The organism is Pseudothermotoga lettingae TMO (assembly GCF_000017865.1).
Classification (GTDB): domain Bacteria; phylum Thermotogota; class Thermotogae; order Thermotogales; family DSM-5069; genus Pseudothermotoga_B; species Pseudothermotoga_B elfii.
Genome location: NC_009828.1, coordinates 1,858,684 through 1,879,708, shown reverse-complemented (window position 1 = coordinate 1,879,708; position 21,025 = coordinate 1,858,684). Strand labels below are relative to the sequence as shown.

Genomic DNA, 21,025 nt, shown 5'->3' with positions numbered 1-21,025 from the left:
ACAAAATGAAGAAATGTCTTACGATTTTTTGGTTAATTGCTGTCTTAACGTTTACTACAGTTCATGCAATCAGTGGAAAAGTGTTTCTGGACTCAAATGCCAATGGCATCTTTGATGAAGACGAGATAGGATTGCCAAATTGTTATGTATCCGATGGACGAGAAATAGTTGCAACAAATGAAGATGGAGATTTCTTTTTAGATACTAACGAACCTTTTATTTTCATAATATTACCTGATGAATATGCTTGCAGAAAGTGGTACTCTTCAACTAATGAGAGACAAATTTTATTTGCACTCACCAAATCTCATTTCAGTAGAACTTTTGCCGTGGTAAGTGATATTCATTATGCGGAGAATCCCGAAGCATTCTCAAAGGCTTTGACAGATCGCTCGATGAAATATAATGCAGACAAGTACTTGGAAAAATTGATACAGAGTCTGAACAAACAGGAACTCTCCTTCGTATTAGTACTTGGAGACATTGGAGCAAGTATCAGAGACATCGATGATCAATCAGCTAAAGATCAGCTTGGACGAGTCGCTTCCTATATGAATAGAATAAAGGCCGATGTCTTCTATGCGATTGGGAACCATGAATTCAAAAGTAAGGCTGAAAGACCAACTGGGATTTTCGAAGCAACTTTTGGTCCAAGATATTATTCTTTTAACAGATCTGGTATTCACTTTATCGTTCTCGACATACATCTATCAGACCGTGGCTCACTTAAATATGAAATTGATTCCGTTCAACTCAAATGGTTGGAAAAGGACTTAACTTTGGTACCAAACAATCAACCAATAGTAGTTTTCTCTCATGAACCACTTTATGACCTGACTGACTCCGAAAACAACAGAGAACTCAAAAAACTGTTCATTGATTATCAGATAACCGCTCATATCTCGGGTCATTGGCATACAATGATAAAACTATCTGACTATCCCTATTTGGAGCTTACTTGTGGAGCAGTATGTGGTGCTTGGTGGGAAGGACCTTCCCCATCCGGAGACGAATTTGGCTACGTGCTGTTTGAAACTTGTAGAAATGTTTTGAACTATGCTTATATCAACATCAATGAAGATCTCTCAATCTGGTTGGAATTTCCTTTCGAAGGTGTATTATCAGGGCTTGTACCCATCAGAGTTGTCACTTCGAAATTTATTTCAAATGTAGCAATTTCCATTGATGGCAAAGAGCTTTCCTTTAAACCAATTATTGTGAACAAAGACAACTGGGTGGAGTATCTTTATCGTTTGAATCTAACTAATCTGGCTCAAGGAATGCACGAATTTGTCTTTAAAGATACCGAAACTCAAGTAGAGAAACGGAAGAGCTTCTGGGTTAGTAATAGAAGTATAACATTTAAGATTCTCAAAGATTACCCCGAGTGCTTTCTTGGAAAACTGGTTACGGTTGACAATGCTAAGTTTGTAGCTAAATCCGGTTCTGTAGTTTCTTTCTATGATGGAACGGATGGCATGATGGTCAAATTTAGTAATCCCAATATATCGAATACGATTTCCGATTCAGCAATGTACAGCCTCACGGGTGTAGTAAGAGATCCTTGGGTTGTCGCTGATCCACTAAGAATTCATCTGGATGAAGGGATCATCCAGAGATAAATACAGATGGGAGGGAAGGAAAATGAAAAAACAGGTCTTCTTGATTGTTCTTATCGCACTCTGTACTGGGGTTCTCTTTGCAGACACAGTACTCACAGCCAAAGGTATTATAGCTCTAAAAAACACTGAAGATGGCTATGCCTTCACACTTGAGGAGCTTAAAAAAATGGCTGGAACAACTTATGTCGTTCAGGATCCTTGGATGGGAGAATGCTTCTACCAAGGGATAAGTCTAATTGATTTGCTCAATTATGTGGGCTATCCGACAAATGCAAAGAAAATCATTCTCGTCTGTTCTGACAAAAAAGAATTTACAGTTACCGTCAACGACGCTAAGTTGTATCCAATAATATTAGCATATGCCAACAAAGGAAAAGATTTGCCTCAAAATCAAGGTGGACCACTGAAATTGGTATTCCCTGTGACCACTTACCCAGAGATTGAAAAAATCTATCCTAAGGAAAACTGGGCGTGGTGGGTAATAGAAATAAGAGTTGAGATGTAGTAAGAAGATGCGGGGGTATCCATGCCCCCGTATCTATTAACTAATACGTGTTTCATGGAAGGGTGGAAGGAAAGTGAAAGCAGCTATTTACAAAGAGATTGGAAAAATAGAGATAGAAGAAGTTAGTAATCCAGTTTTGACTGATGACGAAGTCCTTCTAAGAGTCGAAGTTGTTGGAATTTGTGGTACAGATATTAAAACTTATAAACGTGGACATCCTCTTTTTCGACCACCTTGTATTCTTGGACACGAAGTAGTGGGCACTGTAGTAAAGGTAAATACAGTGGCTGATAATGAATTGCTTGGAAGGAAATTTGCGATCCCACCTTATTTAGGATGTGGCGAATGTGAATTCTGTAAAAAAGGATTCTCTGAACTCTGCAGAAACAAAATCTGGATCAATGGGGCATTTGTTGAATACTTGGTTGTGCCAACTGGACTAATCAGAAGAACTATGGCTGAAGTTGACATGGAGATCAATGATGCAATAGCAACACTTACAGAACCTCTTGCATGTGTAATTCATGGAATTGAAAGAATCAAACCCAGAGAACAAGAAAGAATCCTCGTAATTGGTGCCGGACCAATGGGAATACTTGCAAGCATTCTTCTCAGAAACAGGAATAACCAAGTCTTTCTGTCTGAAATAAATGAAAACAGACTAGCACTAGCGCAAACCATGAAATTTGAGACTATTAACGTGAACATGGTTTCACTTACAGATTTCTCATCCAAAATGGGTAAATTTGACCACATCATAGTTGCTAATGATTCAACAGATGCAGTAATAGAAGCTTTCAACTGTGTTAAACCTGGCGGCAAGATTGAATTATTTGGAGGAATGTCAAGGTCTTCACGACTCTCTATTGATCCATATTATATACATTACGATGAAATCGATCTCATAGGAAGTTTTGGTTTTTCTGATCAGGATTTCAGAAATGCATTCCAAGAATTGAAAATACACCAGAATATGTATGTAAAGCTGATCACGGGTGAATTCAATCTGAATGAGATAGAGAAGGCATTTCAAGCAGCAGCAAATCCCAGTAACCTGAAGATAGTTGTGAGAATATCTTGATCGATGATTTTGGAATTTTTACTGAAAAGGGGGAATAATTATGAGAAAAGTGTCTGCAATCTTGTTAATGATAACAATTTCTATAACTCTCCTTGCCTCAGTCAAGCTTAAATTCTACTGCTTGGCATGGCAACCTGGTGCAGTTGATCAAGTATTTGACATTGTTGATGAGTGGAACGAGTCTAATCCTGATGTACAAGTAGAAATAGTTTGGGGAACATGGGAAACATCTGATCAGTACTTGTTAACTAACTTTGGTGCAGGAACGGCTCCTGACATTTTCCATACCGATGCTGAGAAATTTAGGGAATTTGGATTGATGGGGTTTGTCGAACCATTAAACAAATTTATAGATAATGAGATACTGAAAGATATACCTAATGATGCCTGGCGTGATTGTATGGATGAGAAAGGCAATATCTTTGGAATACCTTGGTGTAGAGAAAGTCAAGTAATTTTCTACAATAGGAAGCTTTTCAGAGAACTTGGTATTGATCTACCAAGTGATAGAATAGTGACCTGGGATCAATTAGTAGAAATAGCTACACAAATAGTGCAAAAAACAAATGGAAAGACTTGGGGATTACTTGCACCACTTATGGAAAGATTTCACTGGACTTTGATAGAGCAAAACGGGGGAAAAGTACTTCAGACAGATGAAAAGGGACATTGGAAAGTTGAGATCGATGATAAAGCCAGGGAAGCTATAGATTATTATCTTTCACTGATAACAAAACACAAAGTCATGCCTAGTGATGTAATTAGCATTGATTATACTTCCTTGATGCAAGGCTTCTTAAATGAAACATACGCAATGGTTGTCTTTGGTTGTTGGAATCGTCGATTGCTTTCAGAATCAGCCAGTAAGAACTTCGAGTGGGGATTGATGTGGATCAAAAAGGGAGAAAATATGACTAACGCTGCCGATCCACAAGGAATAGGTATATCAAAAGCAAGTAAATACAAAAAGGAAGCTTTTGAATTCATTCGATTTTTCACAAACACAAAGAATTCTGCGGATATAAGTTACAAAGACTGGTTATTCCCGATGAGAAATAGTGCTTTGCAAGATTCAAGATTCTCGGAACCCAAATATGACTGGAATTATGCTTACGAACTCTTGAAATATGCTAAGAATGTGAAACCACCTATGCCTGGTTTTTACACCTTTGAATGGAAAATATTGGCACCAACACTTGAAAAAGTCATTCTTGGCAAATTAAGTACGCAAGATGCGTACAAAGAGATCGAAGTAAAGGGAAATGCTTTGTTGAAACAACTTGGCCTGAGATAGTCGGGAAGGAGTATAAAAAATGAATTCTTTGGGAGACACGAAAAAAGCTCTTCAATACTTATTTCCACTTATATTGATCATATCGATTGTGAGTGTCTATCCCTTCGTGCAGGGTATGATGTCTAGTCTTTATGGCGGGAGTATTTTTGCTGGTAAAGAGAGATTTGTTGGTATAGATAATTTTGTCACACTTTTTGAGGATGACCTTTTCTGGTCAAGTTTGAAAAATAATATTATATGGGTTGTGAGTTGTGTTGGCTCAGAGTTTATTATTGGTATGGCAATAGCTCTACTCATGAACATGAAATGTGTAAAGATGAGGAATCTCTATCGTGGTCTTATACTCTTACCTTGGGCGACCCCACCTGTCGTTGCAGGTTTAATCTGGAGATATATTCTGTCCACAGAAGGCCCATTGAACGCGTTTCTGAAAGCTACTGGATTGATGTCGAATCCTCCTTCATGGTTAATAACACCAGGGTATTCTCTGATGGCGTGCATTGCTGTTAACATTTGGCTTGGCCTACCTTTCATGACAATTATGCTCCTGGCTGGGCTCCAAGCCATTCCATCTGATATCTATGAAGCGGCTCAGATAGATGGTGCTGATTCTGTTCAGAGTTTTTTTCACATAACACTACCAATGATGAAGAGTGTTATTTCGGTCATATTAACACTCATGTGCATATGGACCTTTAATATGTTCGATGTGGTATTTGTTTTGACAAATGGTGGTCCTGGAAACTCATCATTGATACTCTCTCTCTACGGATATCAGAATGCATTTGCGTATTATCAAAAGGGTTATGGAGCAGCGATAGGTGTTATCTCTTTAGTGATCTTGCTTATACCAGTTTCTGTTTATGTAAAAATGTTGCTCAAAGAGGTGGAAAGGGAATGAAACGGAAGAAATCCTATGTAATCGTAGCAAACATAATGGCTCTCTTGGTGGTTCTAATAATCCTATCTCCACTTTTCTTACTTTTCAGTAACTCATTCAGAAGCACTGCAGAAATCCTCAGAGAACCTATGGGATTACCGAAAACCTTCTATACGGGGAACTTCTCTTATATATTCAGAAAAATGGACTTTGGAACCAATTTCCGAAATAGTTTGATGACCACGGCATGTACAGTTGTTCTTTGCCTTTGTACAACGGTTCCTGCTGGCTATGCTATATCAAGGTTTTCCTTTGTTGGGAAACGTCAGCTGGTAATATGGTTACTCGCTTCACAAGCATTTCCTGGTGTTCTGATGGCAGTTGGATTTACAAGTCTTTTGAAAAACTTGAATTTGATGAATTCTCTCTCGGGTCTTGTTATACTCTACCTTTCGTTTACAATACCCTTTTGTTCTTGGTTGCTAAAGGGATACTTTGATCAGATCCCAGTATCTATTGAAGAAGCCGCTATGATAGATGGTTGCACGAGGAGTCGAGCGTTGTTGACTATTGTAATACCAATGGCTGTCCCAGGATTAATTGCTGTTGGGACATTCGCTTTCATGCTCGCTTGGAATGAATTCTTCTTTGCATTAGTGCTACTTCAAGACAGATCGCGTTATACATTGCCTCTCCTTCTTGCAAGATTCCTTGGTACGGGTGGAGCGGTTGAATGGGGTTATCTCTGTGCAGCGTCCCTTCTTTGCACATTGCCACCAATTTGCATCTTCTTGGCCTTTCAGAAATACCTTGTCAGCGGATTAACGAAAGGAGCCATCAAGTAATGAGAATAGCAGTGCTTGGTGCCGTTGCTTTGGATCACTATATACTTGTTGAATCTTTTCCTGAGGACGATTCAATGGTTTTTGCATTAAAAGAGTTTCATACAATTGGTGGTTGCGGCGCCAACATTGCTATCAACCTCGCCTTGAACGGTTGCGAAACTCATCTCTTCTGTGGAATCGGAAAAGATGACGTAGCAACTTTTATAATGCATTCTTTAAACAAGATGGGTATTCAGGTTCATTGTTTATCAGAAGGAAAAACTGCCTCAACCATTATTCTACTTGACAAAGAGGGACGTAGAAGAATTATCTCTCTTGGTGGAAATGCACTTTTCCATTCGGATGGTGACACAAGATATGATGAATATGACGTTGTATGTGTTGCAGATTCGATTCCTTCAGAAGCCCTCAGAGCTTTACAGAGCAGTGCAAGGTTGAAAATATATGTGCCAGGCGGTTGTGGTTTATATTTTGGAGAAAATGAAATAAGAAAAGTGGCTAATTTTTCATCAATCACTGTACTTTCAGCGAACGAAGCGTCAAAAATCAGAAAATGCAATGAAATCAGCCAGTGGGTTATCGTTACAAGTGGTGAAAATCCAACGAAGTTGTACTATCAAGGTACACTCGTAAGAGAATTTGCTGTCCATAGTGTTGATAATATTGTTGATACAACTGGTGCAGGGGATGCATTTGTAAGTGGATTGGTATTTTCATTGAGTCGTACAGGAGACATTTTTACTGCAATTGAAATTGCTCATAATTGGGCAGCAAAAGTTATCCAGAAATATGGGGCAAATCTGTCCTATGACTTCGTGGAGGTGACTCAATGAAATCTTCTGATTCAAAGAAAAATGATTCTGAGTTGATCAGAATTTGCAAAATGTATTACATAGAAAACTGCACACAAGAACAAATTGCAAGAACCTTCGGTGTTTCAAGATCCCAGGTTTCAAGGCTCCTCAATGAAGCTCGTAAGCGCGGGTTGGTTGAAATAAAGATTCATGAGGACAAGATCGATAGTACAAATCTTGGGAACAGAATAGTGGAACTTTTTGGTTTACGAGAAACGGTGATCGCTGACACAGGAGACAGAGATCGCCTTGAAAGTATAGCCAAAGCTGGTGCAAGTTACTTAGGAAAAGTAATTGAAGATGGTATGATCGTGGGTATTTCCTGGGGTAGAACTCTCGCACAAGTAGTTGAACATATGATAACCTCAAAGAAGTTAAGCAACACCGTGTTTGTACCACTACTTGGAGGTGTAGGGCAACACAGATACGAGTATCAAGTAAATGCACTTGTTGAAAAGATAGCTGACGCATTTCATTCAAACAGATACTATCTTCACGCTCCTGCATTCTTTGAAGATAATGAAAGCTTAAGATATATGCTTAGCAATGAAAGTGTGCGAACCATTGTTGATCTATGGGACAGACTCGATCTGGCGGTCGTAGGAATTGGCGAACCCATTTCACTGTCGAATGCTTTTAGATCTGTACTCCCACAAAATTTTGTCACAAAGCTTGTAAGCCAAGCAGCTGTCGGTGATATAGCAGCAAGATTCTTTGATCAAAATGGTAATGCTTGTGAACTCAAAGGCTATCAAGATCATGTTTTGGGTATTTCTCTGGAGCAGTTAAGAAATACACCACGAGTCATCGGTATCGCCGGAGGAGAAGAGAAGGTAAAAGCAATATGTGCTGCCATGAAAGGAAGGTTTATAAACATATTAATTACCGACATTAGAACTGCTCGAGAAATAGTTCGGGTGATGGAACAATGAGGATTGGGATAGTATGTAACCCATCATCTGGAAAATACGCTGGATTCGATGAAATATGGCATCTTTTAGCAAGGGAACTTGTCCATCACAACTTATTCTGCACTTATGCAACTTCAAGATTACTACCAAAAGGTATAGCACACAGTGTTGTTGGTGAAGAGCACGCATATGGTACTGAAAAAGACTCTATCATAGCAGGAAGTATCTTACAAAATGTTGATTTTGTAATAGTTTTTGGTGGGGATGGGACATTGAGTGACGTTGTTTATGGCCAATACTTGGCAGGAAAACTTGTACCGATAGCTGGTGTGGCTTTAGGAACTATTAATGCTGGGCCTTTAGTTACTTTCAAAAGTGTAGATGATTTGTTGAAGTTCAACTTAGGAAAGTTCTCTACAAGGCCAGTAGCTGGAGTAGAGGTATACGATGATAGAAATTTAATCGGGGTTGCCTTCAATGATGTGGTATTTAGTAATTGCACAGTTTCAACAGTTGGAGGACAGGTTTGCACAGTTGACGCTAAAGCATTTCTGAAAGGACAGAAAATTGCTACCACGCCTACAAAGATTGGAACTTCAAAAACTGAAATAAGAATCAATGGAGAACTCGTGAAAATTCCGTTTGAGATAGGTCAAATAATAATCTCTCCTTTGCACAAAGTTGATGTTCACAAAGGGAAGGCTTTGTCCGGCAAATTGTGTTGGGCACCATATCTTAACATGGTGGGAGGAATGATTGTCAGTGAACAACCAATTATCAAGATTGTGGCAACAGAATTGGATGCCATATCGCCATTTTTGCTATCACAGTTCATATTCAAGAATAGTGATACCGTTGAAGTTGGAAAAACAAAAGGCTTTGTTATCGTAGATGGAAATCCGAGATTAGACATGAGAAGCACAGATAAGTGTACTCTGAAATTCAACGATAAGGCAGCAATTACTTGTGCTTTTGGATTGGAGGAAAGGTCCAATGAACGTGGCCAAGATATTTGAGAAAACCTTGGAGGCATTTGCAGTTGGTGATGCAATGGGTATGCCAACTGAATTCATGACTCGAGAAACAATAAGAAAGAATTATGGATTAATCGATAAGCTCTTAGATCCAACCTGCATATCATCAATACACAAGAATCTCAAAAAAGGTCAGGTGACTGATGATACCGAGCAGGTACTTGAGTTGATAGAAGCTTATTATAATGCGAGAAAGATAGATAAAGATATAACGTTGAACACTCTGAGATCCTGGTGTGAAGAAACAAATGCCGCAGCAAAAGGATTTCTGGGACCTAGTACACTGAGGGTTTTATCCGGGAAATCAGGCGAGGGTCAAGGTACCACCTGTGGTGCCGCAATGAGAATACTTGCTGTTTCCCTATCTGTTAAGAAAGGTGATATTGAAACCTTGCAAAAAGCCATTTGGGAAAGTTGTTTATGTACGCATTACTCGGATATAGCTGTAGAAGCTGCAATGGCCCTTGGGTTTGGATATCATTATGCTGCCTTGGGGGCGACCTATGATGAGATTATAAATCATATATTACAGGGAGCTTTTCAAGGAAGAAAAATGGGACCCGGTAATTTTGTTGGAGCATATACGGGTCGACGAATTGGGTTTGCAATTGATACTATCAAAAATATGTCTTCGATGAATGAAGTTATGGACTTCATATACGAAGCCATTGGAACAACAATGGAAGCTAATGAGGTTGTCCCAGCATCTGTAGCTATTTTTTCGTATGCAAAAGAGGATGTGTGGCTCTCCATAAAAATGGGAGCATCGATTGGAGGTGATACAGATACAATTGCTGCGATTGCTGGTGCACTTTCAACTCTATATGCCAAAAATCACAATATACCAAACGATATCGTGCATGAAGTGTTAAGAATAAATAAACTCGATCTATGTAAATATGCCCAAATGCTTGAAATTATGTTTTTAGGTGATATATCGTGTTTGCAATAATATGCGTTGGTAGCACACTGGGAATTCTTTATGCGATCTCGAACTTGGTTTTGATACCATATTTGATACAAAAACTGGGAGATATGCAAGCTGCCAGTTTAGTTTTCTCGGCTGGTATATTATGTACAGCTTTTGTGGGCCCGTTGATCGGATCTCTTGTTGATTTCTTCGGAAAGAAGATGCTATTTATATTTATATTAGTTCTTGTGATTATTCTTGCTTTGTTTGGAATAATGACTCTAACAAAACCAATGGTAATCTTTTCTGGCTTTTTGATTGTCTTGTGTACTTTCAGTTTCTTGATACCTTACTCAGTCTTGGTAAGTGATCAAAGTGAGGATTATAACAGGACTAAGAATTTCGGGATTTCAACAGGCGTAGTCAATATCTCATTATTTGGAGCATCTGTATTGGTATCCCTTTCGGAGAAATATAACTTGAACGTAACCCTAAAATTGTTTATTGTAGTTCTGTCAATACTGGCTTTGACTATATTTACTCATCGCAAAAAGAACATTGTCCATTCGATGTGTGAAAGGCAACTTCGTTATAGAACAAAGACAAAGGTGACCATAAACTATTTTGCGTTAGGATTATACCTTTGTATTCATTTTTTCTTCTGGGCTGCATATGGAGGCATAATACCTTATCTAACATCTTTTCTTACCGACAATGCCGTGATTAGTGAAACTATGTCACCAATATGGGTGGGAGGACTCACACTTCTTAGTGGTGTGTCCGGCATTTTTACAGGCAAGTTTGTTGAGTATTTTAGCCAGAAAAAATTATTCCTTCTAAGCTCATTCTTGGCGGCTCTTGTTTGTGGTTTCATGGTATTCTCCTATAGCTTGGTAACAACCAAAAGTATTTTCACCCTATTTTGGTTCATCTGGTTTCTTGGGTTTGGAATAACTTCTGGTTTTTTGTGTTCTATGGTAAACTCGCTTCTTTCATCTCTTGCACAGAAACATGATCAAGGAAAGATCTTTGGGATTGGCAATGTTGTTAACATGTGTTCGCAATCTCTTTCTGTTGGACTCATAGGGCGCCTCATTGCAAAAGGTAATTATCAACCAATGTTTCTAATAGCATTTCTATGCTTCCTAATGGTGCTCTTGCTCAGTAGTATTCTTTTCAATTCACAATTAATAGTTAAGAAAGAAAACAAGAATGAATCATAGAAGTTGATTCAAATTTATATTCAGTCAGTAAGCTAAAACAACGAGCCTCTTAGCATTCAAATCATAAGGATCTTTGTCGAGTGACCCATATAAAATGATATTATTAAAACCACATATTTGAAGCATCATTTTGAGTTCATGTGCAGAATACAAATAGTGTTCCAATCTATGAATTTTGTACCTCCCATTTTCAAGAACAATCCAATCATTTATCATTCTTGCCATACCAGGCTCGAAGCTGTGTTTTTCTATAAGCATCTTTTGATCACGCTCACTAACAATGGAATCCTTGTAATTTTTTAGAACAATTTCTTTTGAAGCCATTTCCATCAGCAGTTTGCCGCCACTTTTCAGACTTTTTCTGATGTTTCTCAGAACTTTTAGGTTATCTTCATGATCTTTAAAATAACCAAATGAAGTGAACATATTGATGATAAGATCAAAATGATCTGGTTTGACAAAATCTTTCATGTTGGCATGAACAAAATGCACATTGGCAAACTCCGAACACAGTTCTTTGGCTCTGTTCAAAAGAAATTCTGAGGCATCAACTGCCGTGACAGAAAAACCGAGTTTTGCAAGCTCATATGTGTGCCTTCCCGGCCCACAGCAAAGATCAAGCACATTGCCGCTCTGAATACCTGTTATGCTTATAATTTTTTCTACCTGCTCTTTCGCCGTCTGGAAGCGTTCTGGTGGAAAAAGCCAGTCGTACATATCCTTCCAGAAGCTCTCGTCGATGAACCATTCCACATCGTTCCCCCCTTATTTAAACAAGGAGGCAAAAGCCTCCTTTTAATTCTGTTCAAGTAATTTTCTTGTGTATTCTATGACGCTGTTTATTTTTGAAGGATCTTTACCACCAGCCTGTGCAAAATCTGGCCTTCCTCCTCCGCCACCTTCGAGGATTTGAGCGGCATATTTTGCTATATCTCCTGCTTTGATCTTTTTTGCAAGATCCTGGGTGACACGTACTATCAAATTGACTTTGTCTTTGCTCGTAGAAAACAAAAGTGCCACTGTAGAATTTTCGCCAGCCACAGCTATGTCTGAAAGATTCCGCAATTCGTTCGATTCGATGTCGTTAAATACGCAGTGCACAAATCTAATGTTTTTGATCTGTTCAAAAGGAGTCTGCTTGAGCTGAGAAACAAGCAATTTTGATTTGAATTGCTGCAATTCTTTCTGCAAATTGATATTTTTCTCGATGAGATTTTCGATTTTTGAGAGAATTTCATCTTGTGAGGTACCGAGTTTCTCACAGATGTTTCCTACAAGCTGTTCTTTTACTCTTAAATAATTCAATGTATTGAAACCTGTTATTGCTTCTATACGCCTTGTACCAGAAGAAATTGCAGATTCAGAAACTATTCTGAACAAACCTATGTTACCGGTATTTTTAACATGAGTTCCACCGCACAATTCTTCGCTGAAGCTATGCACCTTGACAACTCTTACCACGTCGCCGTATTTTTCTCCAAATAGTGCTATTGCACCTTCTGCTACAGCCTCTTTGTAAGATTTTTCTTCTGTGATTACGGGTATCGATCTGAGTATTATTTCGTTAACCATGTTTTCTATCGACATCAATTCATTATCTGTTAGAGGTTTATGATGAGTAAAATCGAATCTCAATTTTTCCGGTGTTACAAGTGAACCTGCTTGTTTGACATGCGTTCCAAGCACCTTTCTTAGCGCTGCGTGAAGTAAATGAGTAGCGGTATGATTTCTCGCCGTGGACAGTCTTTTTTCCCTATCGACGATCAGTCTGACTTTTGTTCCTTCTTTTAGTTCGCCTTTTTCCACGTTGATTATGTGCACGATAATTCCTTCAACAGGTATAAAAACGTGTTCTACTGAAGCAGAGCCGCCATCCCAGACAATCTGTCCGACATCGCTAACTTGGCCACCTCTTTCTGCATAAAAGGAAGTTTTGTCAAAGACAGCTTCATATTTTGTACCAGACTTTTTTAAAAAAATAACTTTAGCTTCGCATTCGAGTGTATCATAGCCGACAAATACAGTTTTTGATTTCTGTGCAAGTTCATCGTAAATTTCCTGAGATTTTGCATATTCAACGTTATTTCTTGCAGATCTCGCTCGTTCCCGCTGAATCTTCATGAGTTTTTCAAATCCTTCCAGATCCACCTTCAAGTTATAATCTTTTGCAACATCTACAACTATGTCTGGTGGGAACCCGTAAGTGTCATATAATTTGAAAACGTCTTCTCCGTCAATCACTTTGCTTGATCTGGAGATTATATCTCTGAGCATTTCATTTCCCTGAGAGATTGTTTTGAAAAACCTTTCTTCCTCGGCTCGTGTAACTTCCAGAATCAGATCTTTTCTGTTTTTCAATTCAGAATAGGTGTTACCCATGTGCTCTATTACAGTTTCATTTATGAGGTGTAAAAATGGTTTCTGTGCTCCCAGTAGAACACCGTGCCTGACAGCTCTTCTGAGAATTCTTCTAAGCACGTATCCCCTTTCTTCATTTGATGGAAAGACGCCATCGGCTATCAAAAAACTCACAGCTCTTGAATGATCTGCGATTACTCTGATAGATATATCTTTTTGTTCGTCTTTCTTATATTCGACACCAAGCACATCCTCAATTTTCGAGATAATAGGTTTAAAAATGTCTGTTTCGAAATTGCTTTCAACCTTTTGTACAACAGATGCAACCCTCTCAAGGCCAGCACCAGTATCTATGTTTTTTCTTGGAAGTGGATACAGGGCACCTTTCTCATCTTGGTAAAACTCAGTAAAAACCAGATTCCATATTTCTAAGAAACGTTTATCTGAATTGGCAGGGGTACATTCTCCGTCAGAACAATCTTCATTTAAACCTGTGTCATAATGAATCTCTGAACATGGTCCACACGGACCTGTTGGCCCCGCTGGACCCCAGAAATTTGTATCTTTTCCCATCCTGATGATTTTCTTTTCACATACTCCAACAATATCTTTCCATATTTTGAAAGATTCTTCGTCTTCTTCATACACAGTGATCCACAGTCTGTCTTTCTCAAGCTTCAACACCTCGGTGACGAACTCCCACGCCCAAATAATGGCCTCTTTTTTAAAATAGTCCCCAAAAGAAAAATTTCCGAGCATTTCAAAAAATGTTTGATGTCTTGGTGTTCGTCCAACATTTTCTATATCGTTTGTTCTCAAACATTTTTGGCAGGTTGTTACTCTCGTATAAACTGGTTCTACTTTTCCCCAAAAAATGGGTTTGAAGGGGACCATTCCAGCAACTGTAAACAGAAGTTGTGGATCATCTGGTATCAAAGAAGCACTTGGCAAGATTTTATGACCTTTCTTTTCAAAAAATCTTAAAAATGCGCTTCTAAGCTCATCTCCTGTCATATCTTAACCTCCTCATAAGATGCCAAGCGTAAATAAAAAATAGGTTACTGGCGTAACGAATAACAATCCATCAATTCTATCTAACATACCTCCATGACCTGGCAAAACATTTCCAGAGTCCTTAAGATTGAAGTACCTTTTCAGGGCAGATTCAAATATATCGCCAAATGTATCAAATATGGCTATCGTCAGAGAGAAAATTACAAGCGACTTGAATGGCATAACCTCGCTGTGAAAAATCAGCTCAAAACAGATTTTATAAACAACCGAGAATGCGATTGCAGTGAGAAAACCACCAAAAATTCCTTCAAGGCTTTTGGATGGGCTTATATGCTTTGCTATCTTTGTTTTTCCCCATCTCAAGCCAGCAAAATACGCCCCGGTGTCATACAGCCAGACAGCCGTTAAGTTCAAAAGTGCGTTTGCCGCACCAAATTTTAGATATAATGGGAAGAAAAATGAAAGACATCCCGCTATATAGAGTAAAGAGAGGCTCGAAGCGAGTACAGTATTCCATACAATCGAGATTTTTTTGATCGTCAAAACAGATAGAGCGCCATTCAAAATGAATGCTAAGCAAAGCAACAACATGCCATTTCTTGCTTGAAATATCCCATAAACAATAGTGAAGCCAACACTGATCGATACGCCAAAATACAGAAAAATCCTGTGTTGCTGGTCGAGTATTGCCATATTCAAGAGCTCGTAAGAAGCGAGTAAAACTACAGCGGCAACCAATCCTATCAAACTGTTATAGTTTATAAAACATGCGACCACAAAAGGAGCAACTATTAGAGCAGTAATAAGTCTTGTTTTTGTTTCAGCCATCATAATCCCCCAAATTTTCTGTGACGCTTGTTGAAATCATCTAAAGCTCTCAAAAGATCGCTTCTTGCGAAATCTGGCCACAGAGTTTTTGTAAAATACAACTCGCTATAAGCTGTCTGCCAGAGCAAAAAATTACTTATCCTTATTTCGCCCGAAGTCCTTATCACGAAATCGGGGTCAGGAACGTCGGGCAAGTAAAGAAATTGCTTGAAGTCATCTTCACTAAGAGACTTTACACCAGCTTTTATTGCTCTGTTGAATGCATCAATCAATTCTCTGCGTCCACCATAGTTTAATGCCAGAATAACCTGAATTTTGTCGTTGTGCTTCGTTTTTTCTTCGAATTCCCGGCATATGTCTGCTATTTGTTTTGGCAACTCATCTATGACACCACAAAATCTCAATCTAACCCCCTGTTTCATCATATGATTAAATTTTCTCTTTATTGTATTTACCAGTAAGAGAAAAAGATAGTTTATCTCTTCTTTTGGTCTTTTCCAGTTTTCTGTCGAAAAGGTGTACAGGGTGACATATTTTATGCCCAGTTCGGCGCACCATTCTACGACTTTTTCGGCTTTCTGGGCTCCTCTTCGGTGGCCCTCAGCCCTCGGTAGTCCTTTCTTTTGAGCCCATCTTCCATTTCCATCCATTATGAAAGCTAAATGTGTGATCAAACTTCCATTATCTCCTTTTCTTTCTTTTCAAGCAATTTATCTATTTCCAGTATCTTCTTATCTGTTAGATCCTGTATTTCCTTTTCAATTCTCTTTTCGTCGTCTTCGGAAATCTTGCCATCTTTTGTATCACCTTTTAACTCCTTCAGAATATCCCTTCTGATGTTCCTTATGGCTATCTTGCCCTGTTCAGCAATCTCTTTGGCTTTTTTGGCCCACTTTTGCCTTTGTTCTGTTGTTGGGGTGGGAAAAGTCAATCTTATTACATTTCCATCGTTCTGTGGAGTTAGTCCCAGGTCAGATGCGAAGATGGCTTTTTCTATAGATGAGAGTACCGATCTGTCCCATGGTTTAATTATCAGGGCTCTATCCTCGGTAATATTCACTGTTGCAAGTTGACTTATGGGGGTCTGAGCACCGTAATAATCCACCTTTATTTCTTCAAGAATTGCTGGTGAAGGTCTGCCTGTGCGCATTTTTCGGAGCTCTTCGCTGATTTTCTCAACAGCTTTATTCATCCTATCTTCCGCGTTTTTCACAAGGGGATGTCTCATACAAGTCCCTCCCTGATTAGATTTCATCACACTTTGTTGATTATACTATAGAAGAGCAAATCTGCCATATTTGGGCACAGATTACACCACAAATAGTATATATCACGATTGGGAGGGTGTATCGTTGGTATATGAAATGAAGATTTTTTCAAAATTAACCAATTCTCTCTCTATGCTTTCTATTTCTATCTGGTTATTCTTAAACATTTCTATGATCTCGTAGAGTTGTTTTGAAGTGGTGAGATTCAGGTGTATTTCTATGATGTTCCCATCTTTGTGCCACTCAGTGAATCCGAGATTTCTCAATTTTTTCTGGAGCGAATCGTTTTCAATCAGGCAGATTTTATATCCTCTTGCGCTGAAAAGACTCAAGAGCTTTTTCTTTTCTTCGCACACAACTATTCTTGCTTTGCTCATTATAGCAACTCTATCTGCAACAGCTTCAACCAGATTCATGTCGTGGGTTGAAAGCAAGATGGTTTTTCCACGTTCCTGAAGGTTTTTGAGCAAAGATCTGAATTCGACAGCGGAATTCACGTCCAATCCAAGAGTGGGTTCATCGAGCAAGAGTATATCTGTTCCAGCCGCAAGACAAACGGCTATTGCTGTTTTCTGTTGCATGCCCCTTGAGAGTTTGTGAACAATTTCGTTTGCTTTCTCTTCTATACCAAGTGTTTTTAAGATTTCTAAAGCTTCAGTTTTTTTTAAATGTTTTCCTCGAATGCCCGCAAAATACTTCATATTTTCAACAGGAGTCATTCGCCAATAAAGGTTTCTGTTTCCTTCAAGAACGACGCTTATATGCTGAAGGGCTTTTGATCTATTTTTCAAAACATCGTGTTCTTTGATTTTTATCTGCCCGCTATCAGGTACGATGAGGCCGCACGCACATTTTATGGTTGTTGTTTTACCTGCTCCATTGGGTCCAAGCAATGCGAATATCTCGCCTGGTTTCAATTCGAGAGAAACATCATCAACGGCTTTCAAGCGTTCTTTTGAGCCTCTTTTTGGATAGGTCTTAACAAGATTTTTGATCTGTATCATTACGACACCCCCTTATCAATATTGCCCAAGAGTACCGGCAGTCATTGCATGTTTTTCGAATAATCTGAAAATTAATATACCGGTCGAAAGATATATCGTAGCCACAACCCACAACAACAAATGATCCTGGGCAGAAAACTGATAGAATCTAAGACCATCTATAGCAAGTTTTCTCATAAGAAAAGCTGCCTGTGACATTGGAAGCAGTCGATAATAAAACTTAGAGAAGTCAAACATCGTAAATGCAAGGGATGCAAAAGTAACTATCTGAATGAACGATGATATTCTTTTGAAAACGAGTGCTATTCCGCCTAACATCATACCTATGCCAAGTGCAGAAGCCGTCCCGGAAATTAACAGATACAGAAGTGTTGGAAGATCAAAATTCAAATGCCTTCCGGTTGTGAAAGCTGCAAAATACATCAGCGGGATCGCGAACAATATATTGAAAACAAAATCACTGATCATTCTGAAAAGCATCTGATATTCAAAAGCTATTGGAGCAACAAATACCTGTTCAAGTGTCCCTCTCTGTGCCTCATCTATTATCCCCCATGCCACACCCTGGAAAGAAAAGATAAACATCAACCACATAAAATAACCCACAATAACCCCATCAATTGTTTCGCCAAAAGTTGGTGCTGAACCTCCCACTGCTTTTATTCCAAAAAATATTAGGTAGAAGAAAATCAGTACAGTTACCAGGCTGGAGATCGTGTTGAAATAATAACGCTTAAATTCTATCCATGATTTTTGAAAATTTGCAATAAAAGCATTAAACATATTTTGTTCCCCCTTTCTTTATGAAAATATTTTAGGGGGAAACTTTATAATTTGTCAAGTATCGCTTTATATAATTTTAAAAAGGGTATGAACCAGAAGTTTTAAGCAGGTTGGGATTTGCAAAAATGGTTTCATAGTTTGTATAAAGTACCATACCAGGCGGGGAGCCTTTTGGTTTATGAACATTTTTTATGGGCGTGTAATCTACAGGAACTTTTGAAGAGAAACGTGCCTTAGAATGGTAAGCGGCGATAGCTGCAGCAAACTCTAAAATCTTTCTTGGCACAGTCTGACCATTTGTTTTTATCACAACATGAGCACCTGGCATTTCATGAACATGAAGCCAGATATCATTTTTATTAGAGATTCTGACAAGCTTCTCGTTTTGTTTATTGTTTTTTCCAACCAGTATCGTAAATCCTTCATACACAATTTTTTTAAACTCTGGCTTACTTTTCGATTTTCTGAAAACAGTTTTTTCCTTGATTAAACCCTGCTGAGCCATTTCCTGTTCTATTTCCTGAAGTGTTTCAAGGTCTTCGGCCAGCTCTAGGGTGTGCATCAACTGTTCGGCATAATTCAAAAAAAGAGTTTCCCGTTTTATTCGTGCTTTCAGTATTTCAGATTTTTCTTTTAACTTTTTGTAAAGAGCAAAATAATACTGGGAGCTTTCTTTAACACCTTTTCCGTCAACCAGTGGTACCAAGGTCATTTGACCTGTATTGTAGTCCATAACATTTACAGATTTATGCAGGTCTTTTTTTTCCTGAGCATATTTTAGCAACTCTCCGTATTTGTGATATTCCTCAGCTTTCCGGCATGCCAATAATTCTTCTTCAAGCGTGTTGAGGATCTTTTCGCTTTTTTTTACTTTATCTTGCACGCATTTTATCAATCTTGCTTTAAAGTTATCGACCTCTTTTTTCAAAAGAACGATTTTATAAATATCATCTATAGCATTGGATATATTCGAATGTTCAGACAGGTTTTTAAATGGCAGTGTTTTCAAAGGAATAGTTGTGATTAAGAATTTTTCTTCAAATTCATAAACATATGTTTTTCCTCTTTCGAAATCATTGATGAGTGAAAAGAAAGAATGTTTTAAAGATTCTCTCTCTTCTGTGAGCAGATCGCAGGCAAGTTTATCTTGGAGGTTTGCTCTGTTCAAAAGTTCCCTTATTATATATTTTGAAAACCCAAAGAATTCCTGTGAGAGTACCTGAGAGATTTTTGCCCGTTCATCGAAAGAAAAATCATTGTAAGTAACCTCAAGTGGATTCAATTTTTCATTGCTTGATCGATAGATTTCCCCTTTTTGAATTCGACGAGACACTGTCAGAACAGACCTCAAGGCATCAATTATGATATCATTTTCCACAAAAATAACATTGCAGTGGCTTCCGAAAAACTCGATATACAGTCTGTAAAAATGTCTGTTTCCAATCTCGTCTATTTTATCAAATTCAAAGAACATAACCCTGTCAAGTGATACCTGGCAGACTTTCCTGACACGAGCATTTCTAAGCTTTGTACGCAACAGCAGCACAAAATTTGATGGACGATGATCTGAGAAATCTTCTTTTTCTGTATAACAAATATGTGCCAGGGATGGCTCAAGACATATTCTTACCACGGCATTCTGAAAATAAAGGTATATGTCCGATTTACCATATTGGTATATTTGTCTCAGTTTTGCCCCTTCAAGACTGCTTAATTCGTCTACGATTCTTTTAAGCACAAATCCGTCAGAAATCATTCAATCAACCCCAGAAGAGATTTCACGTGTTTTATTTCTGTTTTGTATAGGTCTTTGCTATCAGGTGTTTCCAGAATCCATGGTACGCTCTGTATCTGGGAAAAGCTCAGGAAGTTTCGGAATCCTTCATCACCTATATAACCTTTACCAATATTTTCATGCCTATCAAGAGGTTTTCCAAAAGGTGCTTTGGAATCGTTCAAATGGATCATTTTCAGCCTCCAGAGTCCAAATGCTGATTCCATTTCGTCAAGCAATTTTGTGACCCCTTCTTTTGTGGTTATGTCATAGCCCGCATCAAAACCATGGCATGTGTCGTAAGTAACACCGATTCGATCTGGATAAGACACAGATTTTATAATCTGGCCAAGTTGGTGCATTTTATAGCCAATATTTCCACCTTTTGGAGAAACATTTTCAAGCAGCAATGTAATGTTCGAAGTGTTTTTCATAAACTCATCTATTGCCCTAACAATTCTCTGCATACCTTCCCTTTCTCCAGAACCGGTATGACTTCCCGGATGAACATTTAGATAAGGGATACCCAGCATTTCACAGATTTTGCCCTCAATTATCATCAATTGCACAGACTTGGTCCATATATCTTCTTTCGGACTTGCCAGGTTGATTAAATATCCTGTGTGACAAAACGCATTCTGAAACGGAATTGCACATTTATTCATGAAAATTTTGAATTTTTCACATGATTCTTTCGAAGGCAATCCGGCTCTCCAGGTTCTTGGACTGTGTGAAAAAATCTGGAATGCGTTTCCCCCTATTTCTACTGTTAACTCGGGTACTTTTTCGAAACCATATGAAATTGGCATATGAGCACCTATTTTTATCATCTCCATC

General features: G+C 38.5%; 20 protein-coding genes. 11 read left to right on the top strand and 9 right to left on the bottom strand.

Annotated elements, in window-relative coordinates:
• The first annotated feature begins 5 nt into the window (after positions 1-5).
• The 11 genes from TLET_RS09285 to TLET_RS09235 all read left to right on the top strand — a co-directional run bounded on the left by TLET_RS09285 (position 6) and on the right by TLET_RS09235 (position 11,159).
• Entirely contained in the window at positions 6-1,622 is a 1,617-nt protein-coding gene (locus TLET_RS09285; protein ID WP_012003838.1) for a metallophosphoesterase family protein, read from the top strand.
• A 22-nt stretch (positions 1,623-1,644) separates the two neighbouring features.
• Positions 1,645-2,127 carry a molybdopterin-dependent oxidoreductase gene (locus tag TLET_RS09280; RefSeq protein WP_012003837.1) on the top strand — a complete coding sequence of 161 codons (483 nt, stop codon included), beginning with the start codon at positions 1,645-1,647 and terminating at the stop codon, positions 2,125-2,127.
• Between the two features lie 73 nt (positions 2,128-2,200).
• Positions 2,201-3,208 carry a zinc-dependent alcohol dehydrogenase gene (locus tag TLET_RS09275; protein ID WP_012003836.1) on the top strand — a complete coding sequence of 336 codons (1,008 nt, stop codon included), beginning with the start codon at positions 2,201-2,203 and terminating at the stop codon, positions 3,206-3,208.
• Positions 3,209-3,248: 40 nt separating this feature from the next.
• On the top strand, positions 3,249-4,502 hold the full coding sequence (locus tag TLET_RS09270) for an ABC transporter substrate-binding protein (RefSeq protein ID WP_012003835.1): 1,254 nt from the start codon (positions 3,249-3,251) through the stop codon (positions 4,500-4,502).
• A gap of 19 nt (positions 4,503-4,521) precedes the next feature.
• Positions 4,522-5,403, top strand: coding sequence for a carbohydrate ABC transporter permease (locus tag TLET_RS09265; protein ID WP_012003834.1), 882 nt, complete (start codon positions 4,522-4,524; stop codon positions 5,401-5,403).
• Positions 5,400-6,227 (top strand): carbohydrate ABC transporter permease, encoded by an 828-nt coding sequence (locus TLET_RS09260; RefSeq protein WP_012003833.1) that lies wholly within the window; start codon positions 5,400-5,402, stop codon positions 6,225-6,227. The genes TLET_RS09265 and TLET_RS09260 overlap by 4 nt, the downstream gene beginning before the upstream one ends.
• Positions 6,227-7,060, top strand: a complete 834-nt coding sequence (locus TLET_RS09255) for a carbohydrate kinase family protein (protein WP_012003832.1) — start codon at positions 6,227-6,229, stop codon at positions 7,058-7,060. Before TLET_RS09260 ends, TLET_RS09255 begins: the two co-directional genes overlap by 1 nt.
• Entirely contained in the window at positions 7,057-8,013 is a 957-nt protein-coding gene (locus TLET_RS09250) for a sugar-binding transcriptional regulator (protein ID WP_012003831.1), read from the top strand. The genes TLET_RS09255 and TLET_RS09250 overlap by 4 nt, the downstream gene beginning before the upstream one ends.
• On the top strand, positions 8,010-9,008 hold the full coding sequence (locus tag TLET_RS09245; protein WP_012003830.1) for a diacylglycerol kinase family protein: 999 nt from the start codon (positions 8,010-8,012) through the stop codon (positions 9,006-9,008). Before TLET_RS09250 ends, TLET_RS09245 begins: the two co-directional genes overlap by 4 nt.
• Positions 8,986-9,978, top strand: coding sequence for an ADP-ribosylglycohydrolase family protein (locus tag TLET_RS09240; RefSeq protein ID WP_012003829.1), 993 nt, complete (start codon positions 8,986-8,988; stop codon positions 9,976-9,978). The genes TLET_RS09245 and TLET_RS09240 overlap by 23 nt, the downstream gene beginning before the upstream one ends.
• Positions 9,966-11,159 carry an MFS transporter gene (locus tag TLET_RS09235; protein ID WP_012003828.1) on the top strand — a complete coding sequence of 398 codons (1,194 nt, stop codon included), beginning with the start codon at positions 9,966-9,968 and terminating at the stop codon, positions 11,157-11,159. The genes TLET_RS09240 and TLET_RS09235 overlap by 13 nt, the downstream gene beginning before the upstream one ends.
• 24 nt (positions 11,160-11,183) lie before the next feature.
• Here the strand turns inward: TLET_RS09235 and TLET_RS09230 are convergent, their stop codons facing one another.
• The 9 genes from TLET_RS09230 to TLET_RS09190 all read right to left on the bottom strand — a co-directional run bounded on the left by TLET_RS09230 (position 11,184) and on the right by TLET_RS09190 (position 21,018).
• Positions 11,184-11,912, bottom strand: a complete 729-nt coding sequence (locus TLET_RS09230) for a class I SAM-dependent methyltransferase (RefSeq protein WP_012003827.1) — start codon at positions 11,910-11,912, stop codon at positions 11,184-11,186.
• Positions 11,913-11,954: 42 nt separating this feature from the next.
• Positions 11,955-14,531: an alanine--tRNA ligase gene (gene alaS, locus TLET_RS09225; RefSeq protein WP_012003826.1), complete on the bottom strand. Its 2,577-nt coding sequence runs from the start codon at positions 14,529-14,531 to the stop codon at positions 11,955-11,957.
• 12 nt (positions 14,532-14,543) lie between these two features.
• Complete coding sequence (locus TLET_RS09220; protein ID WP_012003825.1) at positions 14,544-15,362, bottom strand: phosphatidate cytidylyltransferase; 819 nt, start codon at positions 15,360-15,362, stop codon at positions 14,544-14,546.
• Positions 15,359-16,033, bottom strand: coding sequence for a polyprenyl diphosphate synthase (gene uppS / locus TLET_RS09215; RefSeq protein WP_012003824.1), 675 nt, complete (start codon positions 16,031-16,033; stop codon positions 15,359-15,361). The genes TLET_RS09220 and uppS overlap by 4 nt, the downstream gene beginning before the upstream one ends.
• Positions 16,030-16,587, bottom strand: a complete 558-nt coding sequence (frr, locus tag TLET_RS09210) for a ribosome recycling factor (protein ID WP_012003823.1) — start codon at positions 16,585-16,587, stop codon at positions 16,030-16,032. Before frr ends, uppS begins: the two co-directional genes overlap by 4 nt.
• A 102-nt stretch (positions 16,588-16,689) precedes the next feature.
• On the bottom strand, positions 16,690-17,631 hold the full coding sequence (locus TLET_RS09205) for an ABC transporter ATP-binding protein (RefSeq protein WP_012003822.1): 942 nt from the start codon (positions 17,629-17,631) through the stop codon (positions 16,690-16,692).
• Between the two features lie 15 nt (positions 17,632-17,646).
• Positions 17,647-18,414 carry an ABC transporter permease gene (locus TLET_RS09200; protein WP_012003821.1) on the bottom strand — a complete coding sequence of 256 codons (768 nt, stop codon included), beginning with the start codon at positions 18,412-18,414 and terminating at the stop codon, positions 17,647-17,649.
• A 76-nt stretch (positions 18,415-18,490) separates the two neighbouring features.
• Entirely contained in the window at positions 18,491-20,170 is a 1,680-nt protein-coding gene (locus TLET_RS09195; protein WP_012003820.1) for an Rqc2 family fibronectin-binding protein, read from the bottom strand.
• Complete coding sequence (locus TLET_RS09190; protein WP_012003819.1) at positions 20,167-21,018, bottom strand: deoxyribonuclease IV; 852 nt, start codon at positions 21,016-21,018, stop codon at positions 20,167-20,169. The genes TLET_RS09195 and TLET_RS09190 overlap by 4 nt, the downstream gene beginning before the upstream one ends.
• Positions 21,019-21,025 lie beyond the last annotated feature (7 nt).